This is a genomic window from Actinomycetospora termitidis, from assembly GCF_030286555.1.
Classification (GTDB): domain Bacteria; phylum Actinomycetota; class Actinomycetes; order Mycobacteriales; family Pseudonocardiaceae; genus Actinomycetospora; species Actinomycetospora termitidis.
In genome coordinates, this window is record NZ_JASVWF010000002.1 from 370,445 (window position 1) to 383,385 (window position 12,941).

A 12,941-nucleotide genomic window follows, 5' to 3' on the forward strand; every position below is an offset into this window, starting at 1 on the left:
GAGCCTCCGACGTCGCGTCGAGGCCGGTCCAATACAGCGATGGCCCTCGCTGAGAACGACTGGTTATCGTGAACGGATGGACCTGCGACGGCTCCGGTACTTCGCGATCGTGGCCGAGGAACTGCATTTCCGGCGTGCGGCCGAGCGACTGCACATCGCCCAGCCGGGCCTGTCCCAGCAGATCCGGGTCCTGGAGCGGGAGCTGGGCAGCACCCTGTTCGAACGCAACACCGCCGGGGTGTCGCTGACCGACGCCGGCAGGGTGCTCCTCGCCGAGGGCGTGCCACTGCTGCGGGAGGCCGAACGGGTCGCCGCCCATGTCCGGGCCGCCGCCGAGGGTCGTTCGGGGACCCTGCGTGTGGTCCACTCGCGATCGCTCACCGATGGCCTGCCGGACGAGCTCGTCCGCTCGTTCTCGGCGGAGCGACCGAAGGCCGAGGTCGTCGTCGAGAGTGCCTGGACGACGCGCAACCTCGCGATGATCCGATCCGGCGAGGCCGAGGCCGCCTTCGTGCGACTACCCCTGAGTGACGCGGACGATCTGGGCCTGCTCCCACTCGGCTCCACCGAACTCGTGCTCGTCCTGCCCGCTTCGCATCCACTCGCGAGACGACGTTCCGTGCAGACGGCTGATCTGGTCGAGCTCGAGGTGGTGACCTGGCCACGCGCTCAGGCACCCGGCTACTTCGACGACGTGGCCCGCCGGATCTGGGACGGGCCACCGCCCGAGCCGGTCGCGGTCGAGCCCGATCCCGAGCACCTTCTGGCGGCCGTGGCCCAGGGCCGCGGGGCGTGCGTGATGGACGCGAATCGTGCGAACAAGCTCCGGCCCAAGGGCGTCGTCGTCCGCCGTTTCCGACCGGTGCTGACCGCAGGCTTCGGGGTGATCTGGAATCCGCACTCGCACTCCCCGATGCTCGAGGCCTTCATCGCGCACTGCCGTCGTCACGCGTCGCAGACCTCGCAGGAGCTGAACCCGGCGCCGACGTAGGACCTGCCCGAGTCCGCGGCCCAGCTCGCCCTGCTTGAGAAGAGCTCGATCTCAACGGTGGCGGGTCCCGTATTGGACGGCGGGGCGGGTCGCCCGCTTGTGTTGACGCCGTCACCGTCGCCGTCAACAGGGGTAGGTCGTGCGGACACTGGTCATGGGAGGAACGCGTTTCCTGGGCGTCGAGGTCGTGGAGGCGCTCCTCGAGCGTGGCCACGAGGTCACGGTCTTCCACCGCGGGACCCGGGCCCCCGTCTACAGCGCACCGGTGACCGAGGTGCACGGGGACCGCGACGTCCCCGAGAACCTCGCGCCGCTCGCCGCGCTCGACCTCGACACGGTGCTCGACCTCTCGGCCTACACCCGGGCCCAGACCGAACGCCTTCTCGCGGCGCTTCCCGACGTCGAGCGCTACGTCCACTGCTCGACGCTGAACGTGTACCGCCCTTCGCCCCTGCTCCCGTGGCCCGAGGACACACCGTACGGACCGCACCGGCTGTGGGGCCGCTACGCGACCGAGAAGATCGGCTGCGAACTCGCTCTGCGCGAGGCGCGACCGGAGCCGCTGACGACGGCCAGCATCCGGCTGCCCCTGGTGCTCGGGCCGGGGAACTACATCGCTCGCGAGGAATTCGTCCTCAACCGGCTCCTCGACGCCGAGACCATCCTGCTCTCCGGGGACGGCCAGGCCGTGCACCAGTACGTCTGGCTCCGCCACGCCGCGGCCGCGTTGGCCCGGGCCACGGAGCTGGCCGTCGAGGGGTTCGCCGCCTACAACGTCGCCTCCCGACGGTGCATCACCTCACTGGAGGGGTTCGTCGAGGTGTGCGCAGAGGTGTCGGGGACGACGCCACGCCTGCGGACCGTCGGCGGCGGCCCCACCGGTGAGGACCTCGCGGTGTTCAACGGCGTGGATTGCGTGTTCCCGTTCAGCAACGAGAACACGGTCGGCGACATCGGCGCTGCGGACGCCGCGGGCCTGCTCGAGCCCTACCTCCCCCTGCACGAGATGATCGCCGCGGCCCTGGAGCACCTGCTGGCCCACCCGGAGCGGCGCAGCTGGTCGCGCACCGAGGCGGAGAAGCGGGTGCTGGCCCGCGTCGGCGACGAGCAGCTCACCAGGGCCCGCTGATGGGCTCCCGCGATCACTCCGGAGCGGTACGACCTCTGCCGGCGATGTCGGTCTCCGACCACGGCGACGGCCCGCCGGTGCTGTTGCTGCACGGCACGGCCCCCGGAACCACCGCCGAGGGCAACTTCTCCGCCCTGCGACCCGAACTCGCCGGCTTCCGGACCGTGGCGCCGGACCTGCTCGGGTTCGGCGCCAGTGCCAAGCCCCTGGACCTGCCCTACGGGCCGGAGCTCTGGGCCCGGCAGGCCTGGCATCTCCTCGACGAACGAGGCATCGACCGGGTGGTCGTGATCGGGAACTCGATGGGCGCCCGCGTCGCGCTCACGATGGCATCGACGACGCCGTCGCGTATCCGGGGCCTGGTCCTGCTCAGCACTCGTGTCCTGCCCTCCAGGACATCCGCGCAGACCCTGATGCGCCGCTACACGCCCGACCTCGCGGCGATGGAACGACTCGTCCGCGAATGCTTCGTCACCGATCCCGCCGTCGTCACCGCAGACCTGATCCGGCGGCGCTTCGAGGCCAGCGCCGCGCCCGGCGCCCACGAGGCGATGCAGGCCGTCTTCGCGGGCCTGGCCGCCGACACCGGACTCTCGGAGGACGACCTGGCGAGGGTGGCGACGCCGGCGTTGGTGCTGCACGGGCGGGGGGACCGGGTGGTGCCCGCCGAGAACGCCGTCCGCCTCGCCGAGCTCCTGCCCCACGCCGACGTACACCTGCTCGCAGGCACCGGGCACTGGCTCCAGATCGAGCGCGCGGCACTCGTCGGAGCCCTCATCCGTGACTTCCTCGACCGCTGCCCCGCCTGACCCGGGAGGACACCCATGACCGCTCTCGGTATCCGGCCCGAGGAGGCCCTCGCCGCCGTCGACACGGCAGCGCCGGTGCTGGCACGAACCGCACCGGTGATCCGCGCGAGCTGGCTGCGAGCCATCGCCGACGCCCTCGACACCGCCCGCGACGACCTCGTCGAGCTCGCCGCCGCGGAGACCCACCTCACCGCGCAGCGGCTGCAGGGGGAGCTCCGCCGCACCTCGTTCCAGGCCCGCCTGCTCGCAGAGCGGCTCGCGACGGGCGCGCTGCACGACGTCCGCATCGACCACGCCGATCCCGCCTGGCCGATGGGCGCACGTCCGGACATCCGCCGCACGCAGCTCCCGATCGGGCCGGTGCTGGTGTTCGGCGCCGGGAACTTCCCCTTCGCCTTCGGAGTCCTCGGCGGCGACACGGTCAGCGCGCTGGCCGCCGGCTGCCCGGTCCTCGTCAAGGCGCACCCGGGTCACCCCCGGCTGTGCCGTCGCCTGGCCGAGCTCACCGCGCGGGTGCTGGTCGCCGTGGACGCCCCAGCGGGCGCCTTCGGGCTGATCGAGGACATCGACGCGGGGGCGCGGGCCGTTCAGGACCGCCGCGTCAAGGCAGTCGCCTTCACCGGGTCGACCCGGGGTGGCCGGGCCCTGTTCGACCTCGCCGCCGCCCGCCCCGACCCCGTCCCGTTCTACGGCGAGCTGGGCAGCACCAACCCCGTGATCGTGTCACCGGAGGGCTGGCGGACGCGTGCCTCCACCATCGCCGAGGGGTTCGCGGCCTCCGTCACGCTCGGCGCCGGGCAGTTCTGCACCAAACCCGGGGTCGTCCTGGTCCCCTACGCGGACGACTTCCTCGCCCACCTGCCCCCGCTGCCGACGGCGCCGATGCTCGAGGCGCGCATCGTCGCGCAGTACGTCGACGCCACCACGGAGATGGCGGGGCGGGCACGCCTCGCCGCCGGCGAGCTCCCGGGTCGGCAGCCGACGCCGGTGCTGTTCCGCGCCACCGTCGCCGACCTCCGCCGGGACCCGGACCTGCTCGATCTCGAGATGTTCGGCCCCGCCGCCCTGATCGTCGACTACGACGAGCTGGACGAGCTCCGCGCCGTCGTCGACGCCCTTCCCGGTCAACTGACCGGTACCGTGCAGGGCGGCGACGAGCCGACCGAGACCGAGACCGACCTGCTCCGCCGGCTCGCCGGCCGGGTCGGGCGGGTGCTGTGGAACGACTGGCCGACCGGTGTCACCGTCAGCGACGCCCAGCACCACGGCGGTCCCTACCCGGCGACGACGGCCCCGTTGTCCACGTCGGTCGGGACCGCATCGGTGGCCCGCTTCCTGCGTCCCGTCGCGTTCCAGAACGTGCCGACCACCGCGTTGCCCACCGAACTGCGCGACCCCTCGACCGAGAACGGTCCCGCGGAAGGGAACCCCGCATGAACGCATCGGCGGACGTCGCCGTCGTCGCCCTGTCCCACAGCCCCCAGATGGCCCAGGACCTCGAGCACCGGCAGGGTCTGGAGTTCCGCGCCGGCTTCGCGAGCGTCGCCCGCGACGTCGCCCGCTACGACCCGACCCTGGTCGTGTTCTTCGGGCCGGACCACATGCGGGCGCTCGCCGGGATCGCGCCGTGCTTCACCGTGGTGGAGTCCGCCACCGGCTACGGCGACTGGGGCAGCGCCCACGGCGACTACGACGTCCCGCACGATCTCGCGGTCGGGCTGGGGGCGCATCTGGCCGCCGCCGGCATCGACATCGCGATGGCCCCTGAGCTCCGCCTCGACCACGGGTTCGGCCAGTCCTACAGCGACCTGTTCGGCCCCCTCGCCGCGGTCCCCTGCCTGCCCGTCGTCATCAACTGCGTGGACCGGCCGCTGGCGACCGCCCGCCGCACCGCGGAACTGGGGCGGGCGGTGGGCACCTTCCTACGGACCCAGGTGCCGGCGGACGAACGTGTCCTCGTCGTCGGCTCCGGCGGCATCTCCCACGCCCCGCCCTCGTTGGTACCGGGCGCGCGGGACCTCGACGAGAAGGCCCGCCAGGCCCTCATCACCGACAACCTCGCCCGTGCCGCGGAGGCGATCAACCCCGACTGGGACCGTGCCTTCCTCGACCGGCTCGCCGGCGAACGATGGTCCGAGCTGGCCGAGCTGACGGCCGGCGACCTCGCCCCGGCGGGAACGGGAGGCGCCGAGGTACGAACCTGGATCGCCGCGGCCTTCACCGGTGGCGAGCCGCTGTCGACGGTGGTGTACGAACCCGTGGAGGAATGGATCACGGGCATGGGCATCGCGGCCACCGCGAACGTCCTGAGCGGCACCTGATCGGTCCCCGGTCCGGCCCGGGGACGGCTACCCGTGCTCCGGGGCCGGGCCGAGGACCGCGGCCGCGTCGGTCAGGGCGTCGAGGTGCTCGGACATCGTCGTCGGCCCGGAGCGCAGGGTGTTCACCGACAGGTGGGTCGCGCCCTCGGCGCGCCACCGCTCGAACCCGGCCCGCAGCTCGTCGGCGTCCTCGGTCCAGGGCAGGCGGGCGTGCATCCCGATCGCGGCGACATCACGGCCTGCCTCAGCTGCGCTCTGCGCGATGACCGCGCGGGCGTCGTCGAGCTCGGGCCCGGGCTGCATCTCGGGGATCCAGCCGTCGGCGAGGCGGCCGATGCGGCGGTAGGCCGGCGCTGAGCGGCCGCCGAGCCAGATCGGGATCGTGCGTGCGGGCCGCGGCCGGATCCCGGCGGCGGTCACGGTGTCGTGGTCGCCGTGGAAGGTCACGACCGGTTCGCTCCAGAGCCGCCGCAGCAGGGTGATCTGCTCCTCCATCCGCCGTCCCCGGGCTCCGAACTGCTGGCCCAGCGCCTCGTACTCGACGTGGTTCCAGCCCACTCCGACGCCGAGCCGGAGCCGTCCGGGGGCGAGGAGCTCGACCTGGGCGGCCTGCTTGGCAACCAGGGCGGTCTGTCGCTGCGGGAGGACCAGTACCCCGCTGACCAGTTCCAGTGACGTCGTCGCGGCGAGGAACCCGAACAGGACGAACAGCTCGTGGAAGCTGGAGCTGATGTCGTAGGCGCGGTCCCAGGGCGCGTGGTGCTCCGGGTCGGCGCCCAGCACGTGGTCGTAGGCGAGCAGGTGGGTGTATCCCAGGTCTTCCACGGCGCGGGCGAAGTGGCGGACGTCCTGGGTCGTCGGCTCGACGGCGGCATGCGGGAACACGGCTCCGACCAGCACGGGTCACTCCTGGTTCAGGGGGACGATCAGGTCGTCGGGCGAGGGCGTGTCGGGCGGTGGGCCCGCAGGAACGTGGCGATGTCGTCGACGAAGAGGGCCGGGACCTCCGCCGGGGCGAGGTGACCGCCCTCGTCGTGGACGCGGTACTGCTGGAGGTTGAAGTACTTCTCGGTGAACGAGCGCGGCGGCTTGTAGCTCTCGCCGGCGAAGATGCTCACCGCGGTGGGCGCGCCCACCACCGGGAAGCGGTCGTGGGACCGGGTCCAGGGGTTGTTGCGGCATTCCCAGTAGTAGCGCGACGAGGTGCCGCCGGTGTTGGTGAGGAAGTAGATCGCCGCCGTGGTGATCAGGTCCTCCTTCGGCCAGGCTCGCTCGAACGCCTCGATCCCGCCGCCCCGCTCGGCGAGGCCGCCGATGTAGCGCCGGTCGGTGATCCACGCCAGCTGACCCGCGGGCGAGTCGGCGAGCAGGGCGGCGAGCGTCTGGGGCTTGGTCAGCTGGATGCTGCCGTAGCCGCTCTCGTTGCCGGCGAACTGCTGTCCGCGTTCGAACCAGCCGGCCTCGTCGTCGGCGTACTCGCTGCGGTCCGGGACGCCGAGGACGGGGTCGTAGTCGACGTCGGGTGGGGCGTCGGGGTGCGCGGGCAGGTAGTGGCTCAGCTGCGCCGGGAAGTGGGTGTACACCCCGATGACGTCCTGCTCGTACTTGTGGCCGTGCTGCTGGGCGATCAGCCCGCCCCAGTCGCCTCCGGCGGTGGCGTACCGCCGGTAGCCCAGGACGTCGCGCATGAGGACGTGCTCGAGGTCGGCGGTGGTCCACCAGTTCCAGCCGGTGTCGGCGATCGGCGAGGAGAAGCCGTGCCCGGGCAGGGAGATCAGGACGACGTCGAACGAGTCGGCCGGGTCCCGGCCGTGGGCTGCCGGGTCGGTGAGTGGCCCGATCACCTTGCGCAGTTCCCAGAAGGTCCACGGCCAGCCGTGGTGCAGCAGCAGCGGCATCGGGTCGGGCCCGGTACCCCTGACGTGGACGAAGTGCAGAGGCACGCCCATGAGGTCGACCGTGAAGTGCGGTAGCTCGTTCATCCGCCGTTCGACGTCGCGCCAGTCGTACTCGTCGACCCAGTACTCCACGAGACGGCGGTGGTACTCGCCGTGGTGGCCGTACCGCCAGTCGTCGTTGCCGAAGTCGGGCGCGAAGCGGGTGCGTCGCAGCCGTCGATCGAGGTCGTCGAGGTCCTGTTGCGCGATGTCGATGGTGAACGGGGTGACGGCGGCGCCGGTCGCCGTCGGGTCACGCCGCGCCATCGGCTTCCTCTCCAGCGCCCGCGGAGTCGGTGCGGGGGAGACGGACGTCGTTGAAATTCAGCTGCAGACCCGGTCCGGGCCACGGCATGGCGTACAGGCGCCCACGGCCACCCGAGGTGACGAAAGCCGTACCCATGTCGGTGCCGCCGAACGCGACGTTCGTGGTGAGGGGATCGGGTTCGGGCACGTCGTGCACGGCGACGGTCTCGCCGTGGGGGCTGACGACGACGACGGACCCCTCGACGAGGGTCGCGGCCGCGATGTTCCCGGCCGCGTCGACGCCGATGGAGTCGAAGGTCTTGACGTTCGGCAGCCGGTAGAGGAAGTGGGCGCCGCCGGCGTGGGGCCCGTGGGCGAGGACACCCCGGGACTCGACGTCCCAGTACCAGAGCGCCGAGGTCATGGTGTCCGCGACGTAGACACGGGACCCGTCGGGGGAGAGTGCCACGCCGTTGGGGTGCTCGAGGGGGAAGGCGACCTCGGTGATGCGGTCGAGTCCGGGGGAGATGTAGTAGAGGCCGCCGCGGTCGTGGTGGCGTGGGTAGGTGGAGGCGTTGTCGGTGAAGTAGATGCCTCCGGCCCCGTCGAACACCAGATCGTTGGGCGCTCCCAGCGGTCGGCCGTCGCACTCGGTGAACAGTGTCTCGAGGGCGCCGGTGGCGAGGTCCGCGGCCTGGATGCTGCCGCCGATCCAGTCCTCGGCGCGGCCGCTGACGATGTCCAGCCCCTCGCGGCGGGTCCAGCTGAAGCCGCCGTTGTTGCAGAGGTAGAGCCGACCGTCGGGTCCGACGGCGGCGCCGTTCGGGCCGCCGGGGACCTCGAGGAGCCGCTCGAGGCGCCCGTCGGGGAAGACCCGGGTGACGGCCTGGCCGCGGATCTCGACGACCAGGACGGACCCGTCCGCCGTCACGACGGGGCCTTCCGGGAAACGCAGGCCGTCGGCGACGAGCTCCATCGTGGTCATCAGCGCTCCGAGCGGGTGATCGGGTTTCCGAGGTCCTGCAGGGACACCGTGCTGGTCTCCCGCGCCCACAACGCCGCGGCCGCCGCGACGACCGCCGTCATCGAGACGATCCACGCCGCCGGGGCCCAGTCCAGCGAGAGCCCGACCAGGGCGGTGGCCAGCAGCGGGGTGATGCCACAGACCACGAAGCCGATCTGCATGCCCAGGCCCATGCCGCTGTAGCGGACCCTGACGTTGAACAGCTCGGCGAAGAACGCGGGGTAGACCGCGGTGGGCATGGCGCTGCCCACCGCGATGAGCAGGATGCCGACCGCGAAGACGAGCGGCACGTCGCGGGTCGCGATCGCGTGCAGGAAGGGCCAGATCAGGGCCGCGCAGAGCAGGATTCCGCCCGCGAAGACCGGGCGTCGCCCAGCGCGATCGGACAACAGAGCCATCAGGGGGATGGTGACCGACGACAGGACGTTCCCGCTGATCGTGACCCACAGCATCGTCGACGACGGGATTCCGGCGCGGACCGCGAAGGAGAGCCCGAAGGACTGCATGACGATGAGCAGAACGCTCGACAGCGTCATGAGCGCGACCTGTGCGAGTTCCCGCGGGTGGCTGCGCAGCATGGTCACGACGGGCAGCTTCTCGACACCACGCTGCTCCGCGACCTGCTCGAAGATCACCGGCTCGGCCAGGGTGCGGCGGACGAGGAAGGCCGCCAGGAGCACCAGGACCGACGCCAGGAACGGGATCCGCCAGCCCCACGTGAATCGGTCCCCCTCCGACATGGCGGCGACCGGCAGGAACGCCAGGGAGGCCAGGATGAGACCGCCCGCGATGCCGGACATCGTGAACGAGGGGTAGAAGGCGCGTCGGCCGACCGGCGACTCCTCCATCGCCAGGGACGCCGCGCCCGCGGTCTCGCCGCCGGCCGACACGCCCTGCAACACCCGCATGAGGACGAGGAGGACGGGCGCCCAGAGCCCCACCTGGCCGTAGGTCGGAAGCAGACCGATGAGGAACGTCGAGGTCCCCATCAGCGTCAGCGTCATCACCAGCGTGCGTTTGCGCCCGATGCGGTCGCCCAGATGCCCCCACAGCAGCGCGCCGAAGGGCCTCGCTCCGTAGGCGACCGCCAGGGTGGCGAAGGAGGAGATGGTGGCCAGCGCGGGGTTCCCGCCCGGGAAGAAGACGGTCGGGAAGACGATCGCGGCCGCGGTCCCGTAGAGGTAGAAGTCGTAGTACTCCAGAGTTCCACCGAGATAGGCGGCGAGAGCCGCCCGGCGCACCCGTCGGCGTTGCTCCGCCTCCGGCTCCGTGGCCACCTGGTACTCGATGCCGGCGCTCATCTGTTCTCCTCGTCGATGTGGGGTGCGCGCGGGGCGCGTCGTCGCGCGCAGGACCCTGCGCCCGGGCGGCACCTGCACGCCTCGAGCAGCACGCCGGGATCGACGCGTGACGTCGTCGGCTCCCGGGGCAGGGGCGTCAGCCGCCTCCGCCGGGAGCCGCCCCGGCTCGGGTGCCGGGTGTCGTAGGCGGTTTCAGATCACCGGTTCGCGGTTGTCGCCGCGCAGGACGCGGCGGAGCGTGCCCCGGAACTGCTGCCAGCTCGTCCGCACGCCGGCCCGCCGCACCGACCGCCAGGTCCGGTACCCGCGGATCGAGGGCCGCGGTTGCCGGCTGACCCGCAGTGCGAGGAACGTCGCCGGGGCGCCGACCTTGCGGGCGGGGTGGTTGCCGTGCATGGCCTCGAGCTCGGCCATCGAGACGGGGGCGAGTTCGATGTATCCCGCGGCCACGGCGGCGGCGAGGAGCTCGCGCCCCCGCTCGGTGCGGACCACGGCCACGTTGCGCCCCGGCGCCTCGTCGTAGAGCGGTCGGCCGTCGGCCAGCAACCAGCCGTCCGGGGCGGAGATGTCGGCGACCTCTCCGACGGCATCCGGGCAGATCTTGCATCGGAACTGCATGTCGTAGCCCCACGGACGGCCGGTGTAGGCGCTGCCGTAGGGGACGTCGAAGGTCCGGCCGTCGGAGGTCTCGACCCGGTGCGGGCCGGGCCACCCGTCGCCGCGGAACCGGAAGGTGGTGACCTCGGATTCCTTGACGCCGTGATGGCGGATCATCGCGCGGGGGATGTGGGCGTTCAGCACGCCACCGCAGAACAGGGTCAACATGTACGGAATCTGTTCCTCCACGCGCGGGTCCACCCGCGCGAGGGCACGCAGCGCCGAGATGTCGCACGGCTTGGCGATGACCGCGAACCGTTCGCCCGCGTCGAGCAGGGCGCGGACGTGCACGAGTGGCGCCGCGGGGCCGTAGCGCGACTGCGCGCCCGAGTACACCTCGGTCGCGCAGCGGGACACCTGTGCCTCGGTCAGCCACGGCGTCTCCTCCGAGGCCCGGACGTGCAACACCGCCGAGACCGAGCCGCTGTCGAGCAGGTAACGACCGAGCCCGGTCAGGGTCCCGCCCGCCGCGGCGTGGTGCCGGACCTGCTCCTCGGCGGACCAGGAACGGTGCATCTCACGGATCGGCCCCCACACCGGGTGGGTGGCGACGCCCCCCGGGGCGCCCGGACCGGTGACGGTGGCGCCCGGGCAGCTCGCCAGGATGGTCCGGTTCACGTCCTCGTCCACCGGGTCGAGGACGAGCGGCCGCATGTTGCCCTTCATGTTCAGACCCATGCGGATCTTCTCCGGGCCGGCGAGGCTCGCGCACAGACCGCACCCGCTGCACAGGCCGGACCGGACGACGTCCGTGACATCCCGAGGCGCGGTCGGCAGTCGGGTCGCGCTCCGGGCTCGCGGCTCCGGGTCGGCGAGACCGCGGACCTGGTCGGCGTGCTTCGGCATCCCCAGTGCAACCTTCCTGGTCCCGTTCACGCGGACTCGGCGTCGGGCGCGCCCTCGTGGCCCGGACCCGGTTGCAGGAATTCGACCGAGACGCCGTCCGGGTCTCTCGCATAGACCATGTAGCCGCCGGCATAGTCGCCGGAGTCGATGGGGTTGGGTTCGGAGTAGAACTCCACGCCCTGCGTCCGGAGGGTGTCGTAGAGCTCGGGCAGGTTCTCGACGGTGAAGGCCACGTGGGCGGCGCCGACGTCGCAGTTGTCCGAGGAGTACGCGCGCGACTCCGGAGCGCGGTACTGCAGCAGCTCCAGCACGAGCCCGTCGAACCGGATGAACCGGGTCTCCAGGTCCAGGGTCGACAGACCCAGCGCGCGAGCCGTGCCGACGTCGCCGAACCTCCCGCCGTGCATGACCTCGCCGCCGAACGACGTGTAGAAGGCGGTCGACCGCTCGACGTCGGACACCGTGATACCGACGTGGTTGACGGGCAGCTTCATGCGAGTGACGTCCTCCTGATCGAGGCGCGGCCGGCTCTCCCCGACTGCGCCTCCGACGACGATGGCGTTGTCGGCATCACATCCCGGGGGGCGTGTCGTCGTCCAATAGAGTCTCGCCGCGAGCTGAGAACCAGCATCGATCAGGCCGCGACGGTCTGATCGGTGGTGCTTCTCAAGCGGCCGGAGTGCGGTATTGGACCGAGCCGACCTCCTCGACCCAAGGTTCCAGCACCACCCGGGCAGAGAGGCAGGGACCATGGGCAGCTCGAGGACAGTCATCGTGACCGGCGCGGCCGAGGGGCTCGGGCGCGCCATCGCGGGTCGGCTCGGCGCGGACGGCTACAGCGTCGTCGTCACGGACCTGAAGCTCGCCGGAGCGCAGGAGGTGGCCGAGGACATCGTCGGACGAGGTGGCGCCGCCATCGGCCTCGAGCTCGACGTCACCGACGCTGGATCGGTCCGAGCGGCGATCGACCGCTCGATCGAGGTGTACGGCGCCGTGTTCGGTCTGGTGAACAACGCCGGGATCGCGCGGGCCACGCGGTTCGTCGACATGACCGAGGCCGACTGGGACTCGGTGCAGCTCGTGAACTCCAAGGGGACGTTCCTGACCTGCCGCCACGTGGTGCCCCACATGATCGCGCAGGGTGAGGGCGTCATCGTGAACATGTCATCCATCGGCGGGCGCGACGGCTTCGCCAACTGGGCGCACTACAACGCCTCCAAACACGCCGTCATCGGACTCACCCGAGCGCTGGCGCGCGAGATCGGTCCCGACGGAGTCCGGGTCAACGCCGTCTGCCCCGGAGCCATCAGGACCCAGATGTGGGGAGCCGAGGCACAGGGGACCGACGACCCGGACGCCGCACTGGCCGCGATGGTCGCGAACATGCCGCTGCGGCGAGCGCAGACCCCCGGGGAGATCGCCGGAGCAGTCGCCTTTCTGCTCTCCGACGACGCCTACAGCATCACCGGCCAGTCCCTCGGGGTCGACGGCGGCCTGCTGACCTAGCCGGCGAAGGGGCCCGACCAGGCGAACCGGGGGCGGCGACGGCGTCGGCTGGACAACCGTCGACCGTCTGTCGGGTCCACGGCAGCCGAACCCGGGACCGGGAGGGGTCGCCACCCAACCCGGCGCCTCCGGCCCGTGTCGGGCTCCCGGCAATGCGGAGCTGCCGACGACGTC

General features: G+C 71.9%; 12 protein-coding genes. 6 read left to right on the top strand and 6 right to left on the bottom strand.

Annotation, left to right across the window (positions count from 1 at the left end):
* Window positions 1–76 precede the first annotated feature (76 nt).
* The 5 genes from QRT03_RS09670 to QRT03_RS09690 all read left to right on the top strand — a co-directional run bounded on the left by QRT03_RS09670 (window position 77) and on the right by QRT03_RS09690 (window position 5,250).
* The gene (locus tag QRT03_RS09670; protein ID WP_286052480.1) at window positions 77–991 is read left to right on the top strand and encodes a LysR family transcriptional regulator; all 915 of its coding nucleotides are present in this window, start codon (window positions 77–79) and stop codon (window positions 989–991) included.
* A 154-nt stretch (window positions 992–1,145) separates the two neighbouring features.
* Window positions 1,146–2,120: an NAD-dependent epimerase/dehydratase family protein gene (locus QRT03_RS09675; protein WP_286052481.1), complete on the top strand. Its 975-nt coding sequence runs from the start codon at window positions 1,146–1,148 to the stop codon at window positions 2,118–2,120.
* Window positions 2,121–2,164: 44 nt separating this feature from the next.
* Window positions 2,165–2,929 carry an alpha/beta fold hydrolase gene (locus tag QRT03_RS09680; protein WP_286052482.1) on the top strand — a complete coding sequence of 255 codons (765 nt, stop codon included), beginning with the start codon at window positions 2,165–2,167 and terminating at the stop codon, window positions 2,927–2,929.
* Between the two features lie 15 nt (window positions 2,930–2,944).
* Window positions 2,945–4,366, top strand: coding sequence for an aldehyde dehydrogenase (NADP(+)) (locus QRT03_RS09685; RefSeq protein WP_286052483.1), 1,422 nt, complete (start codon window positions 2,945–2,947; stop codon window positions 4,364–4,366).
* Window positions 4,363–5,250 carry a 3-carboxyethylcatechol 2,3-dioxygenase gene (locus QRT03_RS09690; protein WP_286052485.1) on the top strand — a complete coding sequence of 296 codons (888 nt, stop codon included), beginning with the start codon at window positions 4,363–4,365 and terminating at the stop codon, window positions 5,248–5,250. The genes QRT03_RS09685 and QRT03_RS09690 overlap by 4 nt, the downstream gene beginning before the upstream one ends.
* Window positions 5,251–5,277: 27 nt before the next feature.
* Here QRT03_RS09690 and QRT03_RS09695 read toward each other — a convergent pair whose 3' ends face one another.
* From QRT03_RS09695 to QRT03_RS09720, 6 genes are all read right to left on the bottom strand, one after another.
* A complete protein-coding gene (locus tag QRT03_RS09695) occupies window positions 5,278–6,150 on the bottom strand; it encodes an LLM class F420-dependent oxidoreductase (protein ID WP_286052486.1) in 873 nt (290 codons plus the stop codon).
* Window positions 6,151–6,176: 26 nt separating this feature from the next.
* Window positions 6,177–7,454, bottom strand: coding sequence for an epoxide hydrolase family protein (locus tag QRT03_RS09700; protein ID WP_286052487.1), 1,278 nt, complete (start codon window positions 7,452–7,454; stop codon window positions 6,177–6,179).
* On the bottom strand, window positions 7,441–8,418 hold the full coding sequence (locus tag QRT03_RS09705) for an SMP-30/gluconolactonase/LRE family protein (protein WP_286052488.1): 978 nt from the start codon (window positions 8,416–8,418) through the stop codon (window positions 7,441–7,443). The genes QRT03_RS09700 and QRT03_RS09705 overlap by 14 nt, the downstream gene beginning before the upstream one ends.
* Window positions 8,418–9,758 (bottom strand): MFS transporter, encoded by a 1,341-nt coding sequence (locus tag QRT03_RS09710; RefSeq protein WP_286052489.1) that lies wholly within the window; start codon window positions 9,756–9,758, stop codon window positions 8,418–8,420. Before QRT03_RS09710 ends, QRT03_RS09705 begins: the two co-directional genes overlap by 1 nt.
* 192 nt (window positions 9,759–9,950) lie before the next feature.
* Complete coding sequence (locus tag QRT03_RS09715) at window positions 9,951–11,261, bottom strand: Coenzyme F420 hydrogenase/dehydrogenase, beta subunit C-terminal domain (RefSeq protein ID WP_286052490.1); 1,311 nt, start codon at window positions 11,259–11,261, stop codon at window positions 9,951–9,953.
* A gap of 26 nt (window positions 11,262–11,287) precedes the next feature.
* Window positions 11,288–11,755, bottom strand: a complete 468-nt coding sequence (locus tag QRT03_RS09720; protein ID WP_286052491.1) for a VOC family protein — start codon at window positions 11,753–11,755, stop codon at window positions 11,288–11,290.
* 256 nt (window positions 11,756–12,011) lie between these two features.
* On the opposite strand from QRT03_RS09720, the gene QRT03_RS09725 reads away from it, so the two are divergent.
* Complete coding sequence (locus tag QRT03_RS09725; protein ID WP_286052492.1) at window positions 12,012–12,767, top strand: SDR family NAD(P)-dependent oxidoreductase; 756 nt, start codon at window positions 12,012–12,014, stop codon at window positions 12,765–12,767.
* Window positions 12,768–12,941: the final 174 nt, after the last annotated feature.

Coding starts and splice junctions, on each gene's coding strand:
- QRT03_RS09685 (WP_286052483.1), top strand. CDS start 2,945: ATGACCGCTCTCGGTATCCGGCCCGAGGAGGCCCTCGCCGCCGTCGAC.
- QRT03_RS09715 (WP_286052490.1), bottom strand. CDS start 11,261: ATGCCGAAGCACGCCGACCAGGTCCGCGGTCTCGCCGACCCGGAGCCG.
- QRT03_RS09710 (WP_286052489.1), bottom strand. CDS start 9,758: ATGAGCGCCGGCATCGAGTACCAGGTGGCCACGGAGCCGGAGGCGGAG.
- QRT03_RS09720 (WP_286052491.1), bottom strand. CDS start 11,755: ATGAAGCTGCCCGTCAACCACGTCGGTATCACGGTGTCCGACGTCGAG.
- QRT03_RS09700 (WP_286052487.1), bottom strand. CDS start 7,454: ATGGCGCGGCGTGACCCGACGGCGACCGGCGCCGCCGTCACCCCGTTC.
- QRT03_RS09705 (WP_286052488.1), bottom strand. CDS start 8,418: ATGACCACGATGGAGCTCGTCGCCGACGGCCTGCGTTTCCCGGAAGGC.
- QRT03_RS09725 (WP_286052492.1), top strand. CDS start 12,012: ATGGGCAGCTCGAGGACAGTCATCGTGACCGGCGCGGCCGAGGGGCTC.
- QRT03_RS09675 (WP_286052481.1), top strand. CDS start 1,146: ATGGGAGGAACGCGTTTCCTGGGCGTCGAGGTCGTGGAGGCGCTCCTC.
- QRT03_RS09680 (WP_286052482.1), top strand. CDS start 2,165: ATGTCGGTCTCCGACCACGGCGACGGCCCGCCGGTGCTGTTGCTGCAC.
- QRT03_RS09690 (WP_286052485.1), top strand. CDS start 4,363: ATGAACGCATCGGCGGACGTCGCCGTCGTCGCCCTGTCCCACAGCCCC.
- QRT03_RS09670 (WP_286052480.1), top strand. CDS start 77: ATGGACCTGCGACGGCTCCGGTACTTCGCGATCGTGGCCGAGGAACTG.